The following is a 17,985-nucleotide window of genomic DNA, read 5'->3' on the forward strand; positions in this document are numbered from 1 at the left end:
GCGAAGAGGACCTCGCTCGAGGCCCAGTAGCCTCGACCAGGCAACCTCTCCCAGGCCCTGGCGCCGAACTCCCTGACCACCAGCCCGCACCGATCCACCTATCGGCACCAAGATGGATACCCCTTAAAAAGATATATCGCCGATGTGTTGCTGGGAAGACTGTTCGAGCGACCACGGAGGCAACTCCCAGAGCGTGTTCAGGTGGGGAGGACGAAGGGATCGGGAAGCGACCGTGGAGCCGCCTCGATGAATGCAGCTGATCGGAGAACATACCTACCGCTGAGCGTTGCCGAGACGGTTGGGTGTCGCCGTGGCAGAATTCCCGCGACCAGACCTCAGATCATCCGAAGCGGCCGGAGATGTAGTTCTCGGTCTCTTCCGTGGCCGGGTTCGAGAAGATCGTCGAGGTCTCGCTGAACTCGATGAGCTTGCCCGGCTTGCCTGTGCCCGCGATGTTGAAGAACGCGGTCTTGTCGGACACGCGTGCGGCCTGCTGCATGTTGTGAGTGACGATGACGACCGTGTACTTGTCCTTGAGGTCGTTGATGAGGTCCTCGATGGCCAGGGTGGAGATCGGGTCCAGCGCGGAGCACGGCTCGTCCATAAGCAGGACCTCAGGCTCGACCGCGATGGCGCGGGCGATGCACAGGCGCTGCTGCTGACCGCCGGAGAGTCCCGAGCCGGGCAGGCTGAGGCGGTCCTTGACCTCGTTCCAGAGGTTGGCCCCGCGCAGTGCACGCTCGGTGAGGTCATCGGCCTCTGACTTCGACATGCGGCGGCTGTTGAGACGCACACCGGCCAGCACATTCTCCTTGATGCTCATCGTGGGGAACGGGTTCGCACGCTGGAAGACCATGCCGACCTCACGGCGCACGTTGACCGGGTCGACGCCCGCTGCATAGATGTCGTTGCCGTCCATGAGGACTTGGCCGGAGACACTGGCGCCCGGAATCACTTCGTGCATCCGGTTGAGCGTGCGCAGAACGGTGGACTTACCGCAGCCCGAGGGGCCGATGAGAGCCGTGACCGAGCGGGGTTTGATCTGCATCTGCACACCGTCGACGGCGCGGAAGTCGCCGTAGAAGATGTCGAGATCCTTGATGTCGATCTGCTTGGACAATGTGTTTCCTTATCGTTGGGAATGTCTGGAGCAAGAAGTGCGTGAGTCTGTCGCATGTTTCAGTTTCCCGGGCCGCTCAGTGAGCATGTCAGCGCCCGCCGGTCAGCGTCCTGTCTTCGGCGCCAGCACTCTTGCGATGATGCGGGCCAGGAGGTTGAGGACCATGACCAGGGTGACGAGGACGAGGGCGGCTGCCCAGGCTCGCTCCGAGCTGGCCAGGGCCGCGTCGCCGGGCGAGACCGGGCGCAGCTGCGAATCGTAGATGTATGTCGGCAGCGTCGACATCCAGCCGGAGAACAGGTTCCAGTTGAGGGTCTTGGCGAATCCGGCTGTGACCATGATCGGCGCGGTTTCGCCGATCACGCGGGCGATCGCGATGGTGATGCCGGAGAGGATGCCCGACACCGAGGTGGGCAGAACGATCTTGACGATCGTCTTCCACTTCGGCACGCCCAGAGCGTAGGACGCTTCTCGCAGGTCCATCGGCACGAGCCGCAGGATCTCCTCCGTGTTTCGCACAATGATTGGAATCATGAGCACGGACAGCGCCACTGCGGCGGTGAAGCCGGTCTTCGCGATGCCCGCCGCATCCGGCATGATGAAGTTCGCGATGGTGGAGAACAGGGCGAAGGCGAAGAGCCCGGCGACGATCGAGGGGATGCCGGTCATCACGTCGACGAGGAAGGTGATGGCCTTGCCCAGTCTGTTCTTGCCCGCGTATTCGACGAGGTAGATCGCGGTCAGCACGCCGATGGGGATCGAGATGATGCAGGCAGCGAGCGTGATCAGCACGGTGCCGACGATCGCGTGGTAGAAGCCGCCGGACAATGTTGCTTCGCCGGCGACGTACTGCTGGTCGAGGACGCCCTTCATGCCGAGCATCGTGCGGGAGAGGAGATCGCCGTTGATGGCGGCTCCACCCTTGGAGACGGTCAGCCAGAGCAGTGAGATGAGGGGAACACAGGCGAGGATGAACGATGAGGTGACGATGGTGGTGGCCACCCGGTCGGTGGCCTTGCGGCGGCCCTCGTAGGACGCGGAGAGGGCGAACACGGCCACCACGTTGATGAGTCCGGCGAGGACTGCGACGAGGGGGATGTTGAATCCGGCGAAGGCGATGAAGCTGATGATGATCGCGACGATGATCGAGGCGAGGGCAACCACCCAGGGTGTGGCCTTGGGCAGCTGTTTCGAGGTGAGGGTGCGAGACGTGGTCATCGAAGTGTTCGTAGTGGTCAACATGCTCAACTGCCCTTCACCGAGGTCTTGGCAACAATTGCACGCGCTCCCATGTTCACCAGCAAGGTGATGACGAAGAGGACGAGGCCGACCGTGATCAGCTCGGACAGCCGCAGTCCGGCGGCTTCGGGGAAGTTCTGAGCGATCTCGGAGGCGATGGTCTGGTTGCCGCTGACCACCAGGGATGCGGTGAGCAGACCGGGGGAGAGGATCATGGCCACGGCCATGGTTTCGCCGAGTGCGCGGCCGAGGCCGAGCATGGTCGCCGAGGCGATGCCGGACTTTCCGAACGGCAGCACCGACATGCGGATCATCTCCCAGCGCGTGGCGCCGAGAGCCAGAGCAGCTTCTTCCTGCAGCCGGGGAGTCTGCAGGAAGATCTCCCGGGTCAGGGAGGTGATGATCGGCAGGATCATGATGGCGAGCACGAGGGAAGCCGTCAGCAGTGTGCGCCCGGTGTTGGACACAGCACCATTCTCATCGGGAGCGAAGATCGGGATCCACCCGAACCACTTCGACAGCCACAGGTAGAACGCGGTGAGGTTGCCGGCCAGGGCGATCCCCCACAGACCGTAGACGACAGAGGGGATCGCGGCAAGCAGGTCGATGACGTAGCCGAGGACCGGCGCCAGCTTCCGTGGCGCCATATGCGTGGTGAACAGTGCGATGCCCAGCGCGAACGGGGTGGCCACGAGCAGGGCGATGGCGGAGGAGATCAGTGTGCCGATGACAAGCGGCCAGACGTAGGAGAAGAATCCGTTGCCGCCGGTGATCGAGCTCGGATCGTTGACCTGGGCTTCGATGGTGTCCTTGGACTGTGCCAGAAGGAACAGGGCGACTCCTGCCAGGATGAGCAGGATCAGGATGCCGGCGATGAGCGTCGCGGCCGAGAAGATACGGTCACCGGGACGAACGACGGCTTTGGGCTTCTGGCCCGTGCCGGACTCGGGATGTGAGTCCGGTTCAGGTGTTCCGGCGGGGCCGGACACCGTGGTCTGTGTGCTGGTCGGCACAAGTGCTCCTCAAGATACTTGCGGTGGATCCGGTGGAAGGACCCCTCGGCACCGAAGAGCGGCGCAGGGTCGCTGCGCCGCTCTTCGACATATCAACTCTCCAGGTCAGTGGCCAAGAATCAGCCTGCAACCGTGATCGAATCGATGACGGTCTCGATCTGCGAACGCAGGTCATCGGACAGTGGTGCTGAGCCGGCGGAATCCGCTGCCGACTTCTGTCCTTCCTCGGAGACGACGAACTTCTCCCAGGCCTTGACCATGTCCACGGTCTCCTGGTCCTTGTAGGACGAGCAGACGAGGTGGTAGGAGACGAGGACGATCGGGTAGGCGCCCGATTCGGTCGTGTCGCGGGCCAGGTCGAAGGCGAGGTCGCCTTCGCCGCGGCCCTCGACCTTGTCGGAGGCGTCGACGACCTTGGCAGCGGCCTCGGCGGAGAGCTCGACGTATTCTTCGCCGACCTTCACCTTGGCCGTGCCCAGTGACCCGACGGCGGAGGCGTCGGCGTAGCCGATGGCCCCATCGGTGTCGGAGACGGTCTGGACGACACCGTCGGTGCCCTGTGCGGCTTCGCCACCGAAGTCCTTGGGGAAGTCTCCGCTGACGTCAGCGTCCCAGTCCTTCTCGGCTGTGGCCTTGAGGTACTCGGCGAAGTTCTCCGTGGTGCCGGAGTCATCGGCACGGTGAACGGCAGTGATCTTCGTATCAGGCAGGTCAGCATCCGGGTTGTCGGCCTTGATGGCCTCATCGTTCCACGTGCTGATGTCGCCCTTGAAGATCTTGGCGATGGTCGAGGGGGCGAGGTTGAGCTCGTCGACGTCTTCGACGTTGAACGCCACTGCGATCGGGGAGATGTAGACGGGGAATTCGTAGGCACCTTCGGCGCCGCAGACTTCTTCGCCCTGCTTGGCTTCGTCGTCGTCGAGGTGTGCGTCGGACCCGGCGAACTGAGCGTTGCCGGCCAGGAACTGTTCACGGCCCGCACCTGAACCATCGGGGGAGTAGTTGACGGTGACGCCGGAGTTCTCCGCGGCGAAATCGGCGGTCCAAGCGTCCATCGCCGCCTTCTGCGACGAGGCGCCGATCCCGGTGAGGGTGCCCTGCAGGTCGCTGTCGCCACCGCTGCTTGCTTCTTCTCCGGTGGCAGAGGTTCCGCCGCAGGCCGACAGGGTGAGTGCGCCGGCTGCGAGGATTGCAGCGGATGGTGCCAGGTGCTTCAGCTTCACGAAGATGCCTTTCGAGTATGAGAACGCTGTTCGAGATTGCTCGATCTTTCGTGTCCCACGTTAAGGATCGTGTGTAAAGCCCTGGGAGTCGGCCAGTGAACGGGAGGTGAATGAACTCTGAAGGCTTGAGGTCCAGGTGAGTGCTCGACCACAGGGCGAGACGAATCCATCAGAGGGTCCTTCTCGGCACGACGCGGAAATGTACGTCGCAGCGACATGTCGGTCTTCGTCGAACGCATCGCTGGTGGTGACGCGGTGACCCGCGAATACCTCGAAATCAGGTGTCGATCGGGCGGAACCGTTCGAATTCGACGATGCGAGGCACCGCACCCGGACGCACATAGGCGACGAGGACCTCACCGGGTTTGAGAAAAGGGTCCTCGCGCGGCAGCTTCTCCGCGATGCGCTTCGGAGCATGCTTCGCATAGATCTCAAGGATCAGCGGCAGGACCGGCCGGTGGGTGCAGCAGATGACCGGCTTGCCCTTCTCCAACAGCTTCTCGATGAAGCGAGAGGTCTTGTCCGGGTCCGCGGTGCTCGCCTTCTCACTCAGGCACGAGGCCCTCCGGATCGATTTGCCAGTCGCTGCGGACAGCGGAGCGAGCGTGGCCATGCACCGCTTCCAGGGGCTCGAGATCAGCTTCTTCGTCCCCCACGCTGAAAGCAGTCCGGTCAGTGCCATGGCCTGGCGGGTCCCCAGGGCCAGCAGCGGGCGCACATGCTCCGTCTCATGCCACTTCGCCCGGGGGAATGCCTTCCCATGGCGGACGAGAATGAGTGGCCAGGCACGCAGAGCATCGGTTGAATCGAACTTCTCCAGCGCATCGAGCTGGTCGCGATCGGCGTAGGATGTCAGCTTCGTTCGCGCCTCACCGACGGGAAACCACTCCACCTTGTCGACCTCGCGTCGGTTCATCGGTGCGAAGGTATGTTCGCCCTTGACCTGTGCTGACCAGTAGAAGACCTTTTTGAGGTTCTTTCCGCCGACCATGTATTCCGCCGGGGGCAGGGGAATGCCGAGGGTGATGTCGAGTCCCGTCTCCTCCTTGACCTCGCGAATCGCAGTCTCCGGAAGGGTCTCGCCCGATTCCACCTTGCCCTTGGGCCAGGACCAGTCGTTGTAGCGGGGGCGGTGGATGAGTGCGACTTCGAGACCGTCATCGCCCTTGCGCCAGCACAGGGCGCCGGCGGCGAGGACATCGGCGGTGACTCGCGAGGACGCCTGCGCGGAACCGACCGATCTCGCACTCACGCCTCGTCCCCGATCTGTCGTCGTTCGCGATGTCGGCGGATGAGCTCCGTCTGGTACTCGGTGAGACGGTTGCCCTCGTCATCGCAGGTGCTGCGCGTCCACTTGCCGTCGCTGGCGAGCACGAACGCCGAGGTGGTGTCGGCGAAGGCGAGGTCGAAGAGTTCGATGACCTCGGCTTTGTGATTGTCGGCGATGAGCTCGACGAGGGTTTCGACGCGACGGTCGAGGTTGCGGTGCATCATGTCGGCCGATCCGATGTAGACGAGAGGATCGCCGCCGTGGCCGAAGACGAAGGCCCGCGAGTGCTCGAGGAAGCGGCCGAGCACGGAGCGGACAGTGATGTTCTCACTCACTCCGGGGATGCCCGGCCGCAGTGCGCAGATGCCGCGGACGAAGACCTCGACCTGGACTCCGGCCCGTGACGCCATGTAGAGGGCATCGATGATCGCCTCGTCGACGATGGAGTTGACCTTGATCCGGATCATGCCGGCACCACCGGCCTCGGCGATGGCGATCTCTTTGTTGATGAGTTCGGTCAGCCCCGAACGGACTCGGGTGGGAGCCACGAGCAGGCGTGAGTATTCGGCCAGGGGTGCGTAGCCCGAGAGCTGGTTGAACAGCTTCGTCAGGTCATCGGCGACGTTCTTGTCCTTGGTCAGCAGCCCGAAGTCCTCGTAACCGCGAGCGGTCTTCGGGTGGTAGTTGCCGGTGCCGACGTGGCAGTAGCGGGCCAGCCCCTCGGCTTCCTGGCGGACGACGAGGGAGAGCTTCGCGTGGGTCTTGAGGCCGACGATCCCGTAGACGACGTGGACGCCGGCGCGTTCGAGTTTGCGCGCCCACGTGATGTTGGCCTCTTCGTCGAAGCGGGCCTTGATCTCCACGACCGCGAGAACCTGAATGCCTGCCTGCGCCGCGTCGACGAGGGCGTCGATGATCGGGGAGTCGCCGGAGGTGCGGTAGAGCGTCTGCTTGATGGCGAGCACGTTCTTGTCCGCTGCCGCCTGTTCGAGGAAGGCCTGCACGCTTGTAGAGAACGAGTCGTAGGGATGGTGGAGGAGAATGTCGCGGTTGCCCACGGCGGCGAAGACGTCGACCTGGTCGCTGGATTCGCGCAGCGACAGGTCCTTATTCATCTGCGGGACCATCTTGCGGAAGTGCAGGTCATCGCGGGGGACGTCGGCGATGTCGGACAAGCCGGAGAGGTCGAGCGGGGTGGGCAGCTGGTAGATCTCGTTCTCATCGATGCCGAGTTCGTCCATGAGCATCTCGCGCACGCGCGGGTGGATGTTCTCCGTGATCTCCAACCGGACGGCGGGGCCGAAGCGACGTCGCAGGAGTTCCTTCTCCAGGGCCTTGAGGAGGTTCTCCGCATCATCCTCCTCGACCTCGACGTCCTCATTGCGGGTCACCCGGAAGGTCGAGTGGTGGATGATCTCCATACCCTCGAAGAGAGTGTCGAGGTGTTCGGCGATGATGTCCTCGAGCGCGACGAAGCGGGCGGGAACATCGCGGCCCACGGGGCGGTCCGACTCAGCAGCGACGTTGAAGAAGCGAGGCAGGCGCGGCGGCACCTTGACCCGGGCGAAGAGCTGCTTGCCGGTTTCCGGATAGCGCAGCAGCACGCCGAGGTTGAGGGAGAGCCCCGAGATGTAGGGGAACGGGTGGGCCGGGTCCACAGCGAGAGGGGTGAGGACGGGGAAGACGTGGCCGGCGAAGAATTCATCGACTCGGGCGCGTTCGTCCTCGGTGAGCTCGTCCACCTGGACCTTCGTGATCGACTCCGCATCGAGGCGGGGGCCGATGTCGTCCTTGAGCAGGGCGGCATGGCGGGTCATGAGTTCGTGGGCGCGGACACCGATCGCGTGCATGACCTGCAACGGCATCCGGCCGGTGACGCTGGGCACGGCCAGGCCGGTGTTGATGCGGCGTTTGAGGCCGGCGACGCGGACCATGAAGAACTCGTCGAGGTTGGTCGCGAAGATGGAGAGGAATCGAACCCGTTCCAACAGCGGCATATCAGGGTCGGAGGCAAGATCGAGGACACGCTCGTTGAACGCCAGCCAGCTGAGTTCCCGGTCGAGGAATCGGTCCTCCGGATCCGGCAGACCCAGTTCCGCTCCGACTGCAGTGATGTCGTACATCGCTCTACTCCTGATTGCGTTCGGTCGAGGAAGCCGGCGCATAGGACACGTGCGCCACCGCGACATGGAATCCCAGCCGCTCGTACAAGCCTAGCGCCGGTGCATTATCGGACTCGACGTAGAGTTCGATCACGTTCGCGCCGGCGGCGACCATCCGGCGCATGCCCTCGATGGTCAGTGCCTTGCCCACGCCCTTGGCATGAATGCTCGGGTCGACCCCGACGACATAGACCTCGCCGAGGCGGCCCTCAACGTCTGAGTCCGTGAGCTTGGTCTGGTGGAATCCGATGATCTGATCATCCCGGATGGCCAGGATCACCGAATCCGGGTCGAAGTCGGGTGCCTGCGTGATCTCAGCGAAGTCCTCCGGCGTCTGCGATCCCTGCTCGGGATGCCAGTCGAAGGCTGCGTTGTTGACTCGCCGCCAGCCGTCCTCATCGCCGGGGGCGAAGGAGCGGATGGTGATGCCATCCGGCGCTGATGTCTGCGGTAGGTCGTCGAGGCTGAGACCCGAATCGGTGCGCATCTGATAGAGCACCCGGTCGCGCCCGAGCCCGTGCTTGTTCGCCAGTGCCTGGGCTGCAGGGTGGTCGCCGTGTGACCAGCACCAGGAGGAGGGCTCTTCGTCGAGGATCGCCGACAGCAGTGCCTGGCCATGGCCGCGTCCGCGGTGGTCGGGGGCGATGAGGAACTCGGCCGCATGCCGATCGCCCTGGAGGGCACGGATGCCGAACCCGACGAGAGTCTCGCCGCCCGGTCCGGTGGTGATGTCGGTGCTGCCATCGGCATAGACCCGCCATACGCTCGAAGCCGTCGGGGCAGAATGAGATTTCTCGTCGCCGGTGGCGATGGCCAGGAGTCCGCCGGAGATCTCAGCGGACCCATCGGCTGCTGCCACGCGGTCGAGGAAGGTCAGCTCCGCCTCGGCGAGGGTGGTGATCGGTGAACTGGTCACGGCTCCACTTGCTTCGATTCTCATCCCTGCACGTCCTCCTCGGTCGATTCTGCTTCTGGTTGTTCGTGCCCCGACGTTTCGTCAGTACCCGACGCTTCGTCAGTACCCGACGCTTCGTCAGTACCCGACTCTGCCCCATCGCCGTGTGCGGCCGCGGAGTCGGGACTGAAACGGTAGCCGACGTAGCGGACGGTGTGGATGGCGTTCTCGAAGTCTTTGCCGAGTTTCGCACGCACGCGACGGACATGCACATCGACGGTGCGGGTTCCGCCGAAATAGTCATCGCCCCACACTGCGAACAGGATCTCGTCGCGGGTGAAGACGCGTTCGGGGTGCATCGCGAAGAACTTCAGCAAACCGAATTCGCGGTAGGTCAGGTCGAGGCTGCGCTCGCCCAGGTGCGCGGTGAATGCGGTTTCGTCGATGCGCAGGGCCCCGCTGAGAACGATCATTGGCTCGCCTGCGCTCGTCCAGGGACCGCTGGCGCTCCAGGACGGGCTATCGGGCTGCGCTCCTCCTGGCCCGGCCGCCGAGCCGGTTGTGCTCACGCCGGATCCGCCTCCCCACGGTGTGGCGCCCTGTGGCACCTGTGTTCGGTGGTGATCACGTGCCAGACGCAGGCGGGCCTCCACCTCGGCAGGGCCGGCAGTGGTGAGGACGATGTCGGAGACGTTCCATTTCGCCGAGGTGGTGGCCAGTCCGCCTTCGCTGAGCACAACGATGATGGGAGCTGCCAGGCACAACTGCGCCACCACCTCGGCGATGGCAGGCGCCAGGGACAGGTCGAGGCAGGCGTCGGCGACGACGATGTCGGCAGTCACCGAGTCGGTGTCTGCCCGCCTCAGCTGATCGAGGCTGAGGCGTTCGACCTGGTGGCCGAGGTACTGCAGGCACGCTGGGGCCAGAGGGGAATCGAGCCGGGATGCGGGGCAGATGTGCAGGATTCGCATGTGCAGGCATCCACCTCCTCGGGCTCGGGGCGGCCGCCCAAGCTGCGGCCTGGGGAAAGTATACCGAGCCTGTATTCGTCAAGCCGAACATTCATGAGCCGGTCTGCGAACATCGGCGGGGATCGCCGATCTCGGCTCAAATCGCGTCGTTGCGGCCGAGTAAGGCACCATAGTGCTGTGATCAGATGGATTCGAGTAGCTGTCGCCCTGGTATTGGCTCTGGCCCTCAGTGCCTCCGTGTACTGGGGCTACACCTTGTTCCTGCTGGCGACCGGACTCATCGTCTTCGGCGTCGCCTACGGATGGCCCCGGCTGACGGACTCCCCTCAGCCGCGCGCGACGTCAATCATGCTCGGCCTCTTCGGTGTGGCGGGACTCATCGCGGCGTTTCGCGACGACGCCGCACCCTATCTTGACTGGCTTCCGGTCCTGGCGGGCCTGGGCCTGCTGTGGACATTCGTGCAGAACCTCACGCGCGGTATCGGGGCATCGGACGCCGTAGCCAACGTCTCAGCCCAAGTCGCGGGCGTGGTCATCGCACTGTCCGCGAGCACCTGGGTCGCGGCGATCACCGTGCCCGGCGACAAGGAAGCCATCGTCGTCGGCCTCGTCTCGCTCATCGTCGCCGGTTGTATGACAGCCCTGCCCTGGCCTGCGATCTACACCTCTCCGCTGGCGATTGCGATGTCGACTGCGGTCGCCGGGATCCTCGCGGTCCTCATCTTCAAGGACGCTCTCAGCTGGCCCGTGTCGCTGGCCCTCGGCGCCATCATGGGACTGTTGGTCGCTGGTGTCGACCGCATGCTCGGGCTCATCGCCTACTCCCAGTACCAGGCCGTGAGCCTCGAGATCGCCCAGAACATCGAGCTGAAGAAGAGCGTGGAGAAGGCCCGCAGCTTCGCCGTTCAGCTCGCACTCGGAGCTACTCCCATCGCCCTCGGTGGTGTCGTCGTCTACTCCCTGGAACGCATCGCTTTCTGAAGTTCGACGTGAAGTTGGATGCGGAGTCCGACACGGTGAGCGCGACTCTGCGCTGAAGCCGGGCTCAGAGTTTGGGCGGGGTGGGCGGAGAGCTGTGGGGAAATGTAGACTGAGGGTATGGAAAACCTTGTCGCTCTCGAAATCTTCTTCTCCAGTCTCGTCGGCATTGCCGCACTCGGCGCCCTGGGCGTCGGAGTCAAGGTCGTCACGGCGCTGTTCAAAGACAATCGCTGAACTCGATGATCGAACTTGATTCCTCGGTCCATCCCGAGCTCGTTCCCCTGTCCTGGCTGATCGGTTCGTGGGAAGGTGTGGGAGTCGTCGGCTATGCGGACACTCCCGAGAAGCAGTTCGGCCAACGGGTCGACTTCATCGCCCACCCCGATACACCCTTCCTGCAGTACACCGCGCATGCGTGGCTGCTGACCGAAGACGGTGAACTGGAATCGACGCTGACCCTGGAGACGGGGATCTGGCAGCTCGTGCGTCCGCGCGATGCCGGTGATGTGGGCCCGGGAATGCTCGTGCCCACCGAAGAGCCCAGCTTCACCTCGGCGGCCGCCGTCGACACACTGCGCACGAACGATGACGGATTCGAGATCGAAGCCGAAATCGTCCACCCGCACGGTGTGATGGAACTCTACGCAGGCCACGTCAAGGGCCCGCGTGTCGACCTCTCGACCGACATCGTCGCCCGGACCAAGACCGCGAAGGAGTACACGGCTTCGACCCGCATGTACGGCCTCGTCGGCGGGGAGCTCATGTGGGCCTGGGATATGGCCGCACTGGGCCACGAGCTCGCCACGCATTCCTCCGCCCGATTGAAGAAGATTGCCTGATATGACTGCCTCATCGCTGAGTCGCCCACTGAGTTCCACAGCGGTCTTCGGCGCCGACGAGCTGGCGCACACCCCCGCGCACTACGGTTCGCCGCTGCGCGAGCAGCGGGCACTGCTTGAAAAGGGCGCCATCGTCGATCTGCCGCACCTGCGGGTTCTGCGTATGACCGGAGCCGACCGTCTCACCTGGCTGAACTCCATCACTACGCAGAAGCTCGACACACTGGCGCCGGGAGTCTCCACCGAGACCCTGGTGCTTGACCCGAACGGTCGCATCGAAGGCTGGTTGAAGCTCGTCGACGATGGTGAGTCGCTCTGGGCGATCAGCGAACTGCACACCGACGAGACCCTCGAATTCCTCCGCAAGATGGTCTTCATGATGCGGGTGAGCATCGACGACGTCAGCGATGAGTTCCAATGCATCGGCGGCGTCGTGACGTTGCCCGACAGCCTGCCCGTGACCCAGCTGTACTCCGACCCCTGGCCGCATATCGGCACCGGTTCGGCCTCGTACGCGCAGGTTGACCTCGGCCTCGAGGTGGCAGGGGAGGACCACCCCGGACTCGAGACTCAGTTCGTCATCGGCATCATCAGACGCACGGACCTGCAGGCCACCTCGGCGAGCGAATTCCAGATGGCCGGGTACGACGCCTGGGAAGCCGTGCGGATCGCCGCCTGGCGGCCGGGTGTCAACGAGATCGACCACAAGTCGCTCGTCGGCGAACTCGACCTGCTGCGGACCTCGGTGCACCTGGCCAAGGGCTGCTACCGCGGTCAGGAGGCCGTGGCCCGCGTACACAACCTGGGGCAGCCGCCTCGGCGGCTCGTCTTCGTCCACCTCGACGGATCCGGGCACATTCAGCCCGAGGCCGGTGCCGAGGTGCTCGCCGAGGTCCGCGGTTCCGAGCGGTCCGTGGGCCAGCTGACCTCGGTCGCCCTGCACTGGGAACTCGGGCCGATCGGCCTGGCCGTGGTCAAGCGCAATCTGGGTGCCGAGGCCGAACTCAGTTTCGATCTGGGCGACGACGCGCCCCGCGTGGCCGGGGCCCAGGAGACGATCGTCGCGCCCGTGCGTGAACACGACATCGAACTTCCGGGACGCAACAAGGACACCGACATGCGGAATCAGCACCGCTGAGTTTCTCCCTCAGCGGAATCGGTGTCGGAACTCTCCTCGGCTGCAGATCCGCTCACCGGCCTCTGTGTCCGAAGCCACACAATTCGGCGTTCGACCGCCCCGATTTCAGGTATTCTGCGATGCCGACGTCGGCATTTGAGACCGCATAGACGACAACGAATTTCGAATCTCCGCATTCCCCGACGGGTGCAATCTGCTCAACCTGCGGACGGCAAGTGACAAGAACCGTCGTGAGGCCCTATTCTTCCGGTTATGACAGCTTTGGAAATTGGCGGCGAAGCTCTGCCGCAGGAACGTAAGATCGTCACCGAGATCCCCGGGCCGAAGTCCCGTGAGATCGAGGCGCGTCGCCAGTCGGCAGTGGCCCCGGGAGTCGGTTCCAGCCTCCCCGCCTATGTGGTGGCAGCCGGCGGCGGAATCCTCAAGGACGTCGATGGCAACCAGATCATCGACCTGGGAGCCGGCATCGCCGTGACGACGGCAGGCAACTCGAACCCACGAGTCGTCAAGGCCGCCACCGAGCAGCTCCAGTCCTTCACCCACACCTGCTTCATGGTCAACCCCTATGAGGGCTACGTCGAGGTCGCCGAGGCGCTCAACCGTCTGACCCCGGGCGATCACGAGAAGCGCTCCATCCTGCTCAACTCCGGCGCCGAGGCTGTCGAGAACGCCGTCAAGATCGCTCGCGCCCACACCGGCCGGGACGCCGTCGTCGTCTTCGACCACGCCTACCACGGCCGCACCAACCTGACCATGTCGATGACTGCGAAGGCCAATCCCTACAAGGCCGGCTTCGGTCCCTTCGCCGGTGAGGTCTACCGAGCACCCATGTCCTACCCGTTCCGCGACAACGACGCGGCCGGGACCAAGGTCAGCGGCGAGGAAGCGGCCAAGCGCGTCATCACCATGATCGAGAAGCAGATCGGCGCCGAGCATGTCGCCGCGATCGTCATCGAGCCCATTCAGGGTGAGGGCGGCTTCATCGTACCGGCCGAGGGCTTCCTGCCTGCGCTCGTCGAGTTCGCGAAGGACAAGGGCATCGTCTTCGTCGCCGACGAGGTCCAGGCCGGCTTCGCCCGCACGGGCAAGATGTTCGCCTCCGAATGGGAAGAGATCGTCCCCGACATCATCACCACCGCCAAGGGCATCGCCGGCGGCCTGCCGCTTTCGGGCGTGACCGGTCGCGCGGAGATCATGGACTCGGTCGGACCGGGTCGGCTCGGCGGAACCTACGGCGGCAACCCCGTTGCCTGTGCGGCAGCGCTCGGCGCCATCGCCTCCTATGAGGAAGACGGACTCGTCGACAATGCTGTGCACATCGGCGAGATCGTCACCGATCGCCTCACCAAGCTGCAGAGCAAGTACCCGGAGGTCGGTGACGTCCGCGGCCGCGGCGCCATGATCGCCGCCGAGTTCGTTGCGCATGACTCGATCGATCCGAACCCGGACCTGGTCAAGAAGATCGCAGACTACTGCGCGAAGAACGGTGTCCTCGTGCTCACCACGGGAACCTTCGGCAACATCCTGCGCTTCCTGCCGCCGCTGACGATCTCCGATGAGCTGCTCAATGACGCCTTCGACGTCATCGACGAGGCTGTCGCCGCTTCTGTCGGCTGAGCCGATTCGCTGCACTGAACCGGCGCTTGCGTTGACTACAGTGGGCCTATGAGCGAAACGAATGCCCTGCGCGTCTCCCGTCTGCTGCGGGAGACCGCAGGGTTTCTGCTTCCCCTGACTCAAACCGATGCTGACGTCGAGGTGACTCGCATCGAGTTCGACCTCGACCTCCGAGGCGCGACTGCCGACCTCAAGTCCCCTGCTGATCGTGCCGGAGCGGTCGTCCTCGTCACAGAAGCCGTGGATGGTCCGGTGGGGCTCGATACGATCCGTGAGAGGTACTTCTGTGCAGCGGCCCTGATCGTTCCCCCGGGAACGCATACCCATCTCGGGCAGGGAACAGATGCAGCAGCGTCGCCCATTCTGCTCGAGCGGTCCACAGGTGTGACATGGTCGGAGGTGCTGGTGCATCTGCGTCAGCTCAACGAGGGTGCATCGAGCGCTCTGGCCTGGCCTGATGTCGATGATCTCAGTGCACTGACTGCGGTCATCGCGGAGATGACAGGGGCCTCCATCACGATCGAGGATCCCGACTCGCGTGTGCTTGCGCACTCCAACCTCGGCGATGAGATCGACGATATTCGACGGGAGACGATCCTGTCCGGTGCGATTCCAGATTGGCGGATTGCCGAGCTCGAGGAGTCCGGGTTCCTCGACGTCGTCCGCCGCTCGACCGACGTCGTCGAGCGGTCTGCGGCGGGATCCACTCCTGCCCGTTCTGTCATCGCACTGCGCAGCGAGGGCGAGCTGCTCGGCACGATCTGGGCCGCCTACCCGGATTCGGTGGATCCCGCATCTCTGCGCGACGTCCTCCGGGATGCGGCCCGTGCCGCGATTCCCGTGATGCTGCGAACCCTGCGACGGTCCCCGTTCGAGAAGCGGATCCGTCGCGAGGCCCTCGGCTCGATCCTCGACGGCTCGCCGGACTTGGGCCCGGCCGCGACCCTGCTCGCGCTGCCCTTCTCGGGGCATTACGCAACCCTGGCCTTCGCCGAGGTGGCCCCCGACCGTGAGCCCGTTCTCCGGTTCCATCTGCGGGCGGCCTTCGCCGACGCCGTCCTCGCCCACGACCCTGTGCACGGGCACCTGGCCGTGCTCGTGCACATGGCTGAGAGCCTCTCCGCGGCCGAGATCAAGACTCATGTCGCCTCGACGCTGCACCGGTCTCTGCCTCCCACCGAATCGCTGAACTTCGGCGTCGGTGCAGCTGTTGAACGCCTCGATCATGTTCATCGATCATGGACCGAAGCGGTCTACGTCGTTGATGCCCTGCTGGCGCGGGAATCGAATGTCGTGGTGGGCGGCGATGGTCCATCCGGAGCCCGTGCTGCGGGGCCGAGCGCTGGTCCCTCCGGCGAGCTGGTCCGCGGAGCAAGTGCAGAGGACGTCGCGGCCGAACTCGTCGGGCTCGAAGCCGCTGACGCGCTGCTGTCCGTGGGGCCTCGCATCACGGAGCCCGCCCACGTCCTTGCCAACCATGATGAGAGACACCAAGGGCAGCTGCTCGAGACTCTGCGCGTGTACTTCGCGACTGTCGGCAACTCCGCGGAGGCCTCCCGCCGTCTGCATGTCCACACGAATTCGCTGCGGCATCGCCTCAACCGGATCGAGGAGATCACAGGACTGTCGACCGCGGATCGGGCCGGTCGCCTGTGGCTGGAGCTCGCGGTGCTCGTCTTCGATCGCGAACACGGCTGACTCAGCTGTGTCGCACCACTGCCAGCAGCAGGACCGCGGCTGCTGTGTATCTCAACGCTGACGCACCGTCGCCGTCTGATCAGCGACGTCGGAGATTCCCAACCGCTGTCGTGAGTGCTCAAGGGCTGTGCTGACCACGTGGACCTTGTGGTGATCGTACAATCGCTTTCGGCCAAGATTGGCAGATTATTGTCCGTTCATCCTGGTGCCTGCGTCCTAGAGTGACACCACACCACTAACGAAGGACAGCATGCACAAGACTCAGTCGGGGCCGTCGGCCCAGGTCAGCCGGGATCGCGTGATCAGGGCAGTAGCGAATAGTTCCGCGGGCGCGAACGGTCCAAGCAGACTGATTCCGACTCTCGATGACACGACGCCGGTGATCGGCCTCATCGACCTCGACCACATTGCCGACGCCTACGAGCAGCTGACCTCGGCATTCGCCGGCGAGCACGAGGTCCTCCATGCTGTGGCATGCAAGGCTGTACCGCTGAAGCCGCTGCTGAGCTTCTACGCCGAGGCGGGTGGCGGCTGTGAGGTCGCCAGCCCCGGTGAGCTCGAGCTGGCCCTCGCCGCGGGCTTCGCTCCAGAGGCCATCGTCTTCGACTCCCCGGCGAAGACCCTGACCGAGCTGCGCCGGGCTGTCGAACTCGGGGTGTCGATGAACATCGACAATTTCGATGAGCTCGAACGACTCGACGCGCTCCTCGAAGGGCAGACCACCTCGGCGAGGGTGGGGATCCGGATCAATCCGCAATCGGGAACGGGGACGATCGGTGCGCTGTCCACTGCCACCCAGACCTCGAAGTTCGGCATCGGGCTGGCCGACCCTGGGGCTCGCGAGGCACTCATTGAGGCTTACCTAGCACGTCCCTGGCTCACCCAGATCCACGTGCACTCGGGCTCCCAGGGCGTCAGCCTTGACCAGGCCGCCGAAGGCGTCGCCGCGATCGTCGAGCTGGCGCAGGAGATCAACGCCCGCGCCGCAGAGCGGAATGCGACGTCATCCCAGGTGCACGGGCGGGACCGCCAGATCACGCGCATCGACATCGGCGGGGGACTGCCGGTGAACTTCGCCGGGGAGGACATCACCCCGACATTCGCCGAATACCGGGCTGTGCTCGAAGCCCACGTTCCCGAGTTGTTCGACTTCGACATCATCACAGAATTCGGACGTGCGCTTCTGGCCAAGGCCGGCACCATACTCACCCACGTCGAATACGCGAAGACCACAGGCGGCCGCCGCATCGCCATGACCCACGCCGGCGTCCAGGTCGCCACCCGCACGGCCTATGCGCCCGACGACTGGCCGCTGCGAATCCTCCCGTTCCACCCTGACGGCAGTCCCAAGACCGCCGAGGCGGTTCCCACCGATGTCGCCGGTCCTGCCTGCTTCGCCGGTGACCTCCTGGCCCGTGACCGCATGCTGCCGCGCCTCGACGCCGGCGACATCGTGGCCGTGCCCGACACCGGGGCCTACTACTTCTCCAACCCGTTCTCCTACAACCTGCTCCCGCGGGTGCCGATCTTCGGATACCGCACGGTGCCGAGCACCCCGGGCACGGGCAGAGCCGGAACGGGCGCTGCGACCGGCGACGGTGACGCCGGAACGGGCGCCGACGCCGCCCCCGGCGTCCACGAGGGGGAGGTCGAATTCTCGCTCATCCGGCGTGCTCAGAGTCTCGACGAGATCCTCGCCGAGGCGACCTAGGGCGACTAGGGGATGCCGCTGCCGAGCACTGCAGTTCGGTGAGCCGACGGATCGGACCTGCAGGTGCAGGGATCCGGATACCGTTCGTCCAGTGGTGTTAACGATTCA

General features: G+C 64.7%; 14 protein-coding genes. 6 read left to right on the top strand and 8 right to left on the bottom strand.

The genetic code is table 11. The features are described from left to right. Positions 1-340 precede the first annotated feature (340 nt). From pstB to BANT918_RS09565, 8 genes are all read right to left on the bottom strand, one after another. Positions 341-1,120 carry a phosphate ABC transporter ATP-binding protein PstB gene (gene pstB / locus BANT918_RS09530; protein ID WP_101620025.1) on the bottom strand — a complete coding sequence of 260 codons (780 nt, stop codon included), beginning with the start codon at positions 1,118-1,120 and terminating at the stop codon, positions 341-343. Positions 1,121-1,222: 102 nt separating this feature from the next. Next, complete coding sequence (gene pstA, locus BANT918_RS09535) at positions 1,223-2,362, bottom strand: phosphate ABC transporter permease PstA (RefSeq protein ID WP_180957341.1); 1,140 nt, start codon at positions 2,360-2,362, stop codon at positions 1,223-1,225. 2 nt (positions 2,363-2,364) lie between these two features. Then, a complete protein-coding gene (pstC, locus tag BANT918_RS09540) occupies positions 2,365-3,348 on the bottom strand; it encodes a phosphate ABC transporter permease subunit PstC (protein ID WP_418904350.1) in 984 nt (327 codons plus the stop codon). 143 nt (positions 3,349-3,491) lie between these two features. Continuing rightward, positions 3,492-4,595, bottom strand: a complete 1,104-nt coding sequence (gene pstS / locus BANT918_RS09545; protein WP_101620026.1) for a phosphate ABC transporter substrate-binding protein PstS — start codon at positions 4,593-4,595, stop codon at positions 3,492-3,494. A gap of 277 nt (positions 4,596-4,872) precedes the next feature. After that, positions 4,873-5,847, bottom strand: coding sequence for an NUDIX hydrolase (locus tag BANT918_RS09550; protein WP_101620027.1), 975 nt, complete (start codon positions 5,845-5,847; stop codon positions 4,873-4,875). Beyond that, positions 5,844-7,988, bottom strand: a complete 2,145-nt coding sequence (locus BANT918_RS09555; RefSeq protein ID WP_101620028.1) for an RNA degradosome polyphosphate kinase — start codon at positions 7,986-7,988, stop codon at positions 5,844-5,846. The genes BANT918_RS09550 and BANT918_RS09555 overlap by 4 nt, the downstream gene beginning before the upstream one ends. A gap of 4 nt (positions 7,989-7,992) precedes the next feature. Then, a complete protein-coding gene (gene mshD, locus BANT918_RS09560) occupies positions 7,993-8,967 on the bottom strand; it encodes a mycothiol synthase (RefSeq protein WP_101620029.1) in 975 nt (324 codons plus the stop codon). After that, the gene (locus BANT918_RS09565) at positions 8,964-9,893 is read right to left on the bottom strand and encodes a winged helix-turn-helix domain-containing protein (RefSeq protein WP_101620030.1); all 930 of its coding nucleotides are present in this window, start codon (positions 9,891-9,893) and stop codon (positions 8,964-8,966) included. Before BANT918_RS09565 ends, mshD begins: the two co-directional genes overlap by 4 nt. 177 nt (positions 9,894-10,070) lie before the next feature. Between BANT918_RS09565 and BANT918_RS09570 the strand changes: the two genes are divergently transcribed. The 6 genes from BANT918_RS09570 to BANT918_RS09595 all read left to right on the top strand — a co-directional run bounded on the left by BANT918_RS09570 (position 10,071) and on the right by BANT918_RS09595 (position 17,877). After that, positions 10,071-10,874: an ammonia permease gene (locus BANT918_RS09570; protein ID WP_233429380.1), complete on the top strand. Its 804-nt coding sequence runs from the start codon at positions 10,071-10,073 to the stop codon at positions 10,872-10,874. A 239-nt stretch (positions 10,875-11,113) separates the two neighbouring features. Continuing rightward, positions 11,114-11,713 carry an FABP family protein gene (locus BANT918_RS09575; protein WP_101620031.1) on the top strand — a complete coding sequence of 200 codons (600 nt, stop codon included), beginning with the start codon at positions 11,114-11,116 and terminating at the stop codon, positions 11,711-11,713. Position 11,714: 1 nt separating this feature from the next. Continuing rightward, positions 11,715-12,851, top strand: coding sequence for a YgfZ/GcvT domain-containing protein (locus BANT918_RS09580; protein ID WP_101620032.1), 1,137 nt, complete (start codon positions 11,715-11,717; stop codon positions 12,849-12,851). Positions 12,852-13,103: 252 nt separating this feature from the next. Next, complete coding sequence (gene gabT / locus BANT918_RS09585) at positions 13,104-14,468, top strand: 4-aminobutyrate--2-oxoglutarate transaminase (protein ID WP_101620033.1); 1,365 nt, start codon at positions 13,104-13,106, stop codon at positions 14,466-14,468. Between the two features lie 48 nt (positions 14,469-14,516). After that, positions 14,517-16,166 (top strand): PucR family transcriptional regulator, encoded by a 1,650-nt coding sequence (locus BANT918_RS09590; protein ID WP_101620034.1) that lies wholly within the window; start codon positions 14,517-14,519, stop codon positions 16,164-16,166. Positions 16,167-16,416: 250 nt separating this feature from the next. Continuing rightward, complete coding sequence (locus tag BANT918_RS09595) at positions 16,417-17,877, top strand: diaminopimelate decarboxylase (RefSeq protein ID WP_101620035.1); 1,461 nt, start codon at positions 16,417-16,419, stop codon at positions 17,875-17,877. Positions 17,878-17,985 lie beyond the last annotated feature (108 nt).

It is taken from the genome of Brevibacterium antiquum CNRZ 918 (assembly GCF_900169145.1).
Taxonomy (GTDB): Bacteria; Actinomycetota; Actinomycetes; order Actinomycetales; family Brevibacteriaceae; genus Brevibacterium; species Brevibacterium koreense.

Coding starts and splice junctions, on each gene's coding strand:
- pstA (WP_180957341.1), bottom strand. CDS start 2,362: ATGTTGACCACTACGAACACTTCGATGACCACGTCTCGCACCCTCACC.
- BANT918_RS09555 (WP_101620028.1), bottom strand. CDS start 7,988: ATGTACGACATCACTGCAGTCGGAGCGGAACTGGGTCTGCCGGATCCG.
- mshD (WP_101620029.1), bottom strand. CDS start 8,967: ATGAGAATCGAAGCAAGTGGAGCCGTGACCAGTTCACCGATCACCACC.
- BANT918_RS09565 (WP_101620030.1), bottom strand. CDS start 9,893: ATGCGAATCCTGCACATCTGCCCCGCATCCCGGCTCGATTCCCCTCTG.
- BANT918_RS09575 (WP_101620031.1), top strand. CDS start 11,114: ATGATCGAACTTGATTCCTCGGTCCATCCCGAGCTCGTTCCCCTGTCC.
- BANT918_RS09580 (WP_101620032.1), top strand. CDS start 11,715: ATGACTGCCTCATCGCTGAGTCGCCCACTGAGTTCCACAGCGGTCTTC.
- gabT (WP_101620033.1), top strand. CDS start 13,104: ATGACAGCTTTGGAAATTGGCGGCGAAGCTCTGCCGCAGGAACGTAAG.
- BANT918_RS09590 (WP_101620034.1), top strand. CDS start 14,517: ATGAGCGAAACGAATGCCCTGCGCGTCTCCCGTCTGCTGCGGGAGACC.
- BANT918_RS09595 (WP_101620035.1), top strand. CDS start 16,417: ATGCACAAGACTCAGTCGGGGCCGTCGGCCCAGGTCAGCCGGGATCGC.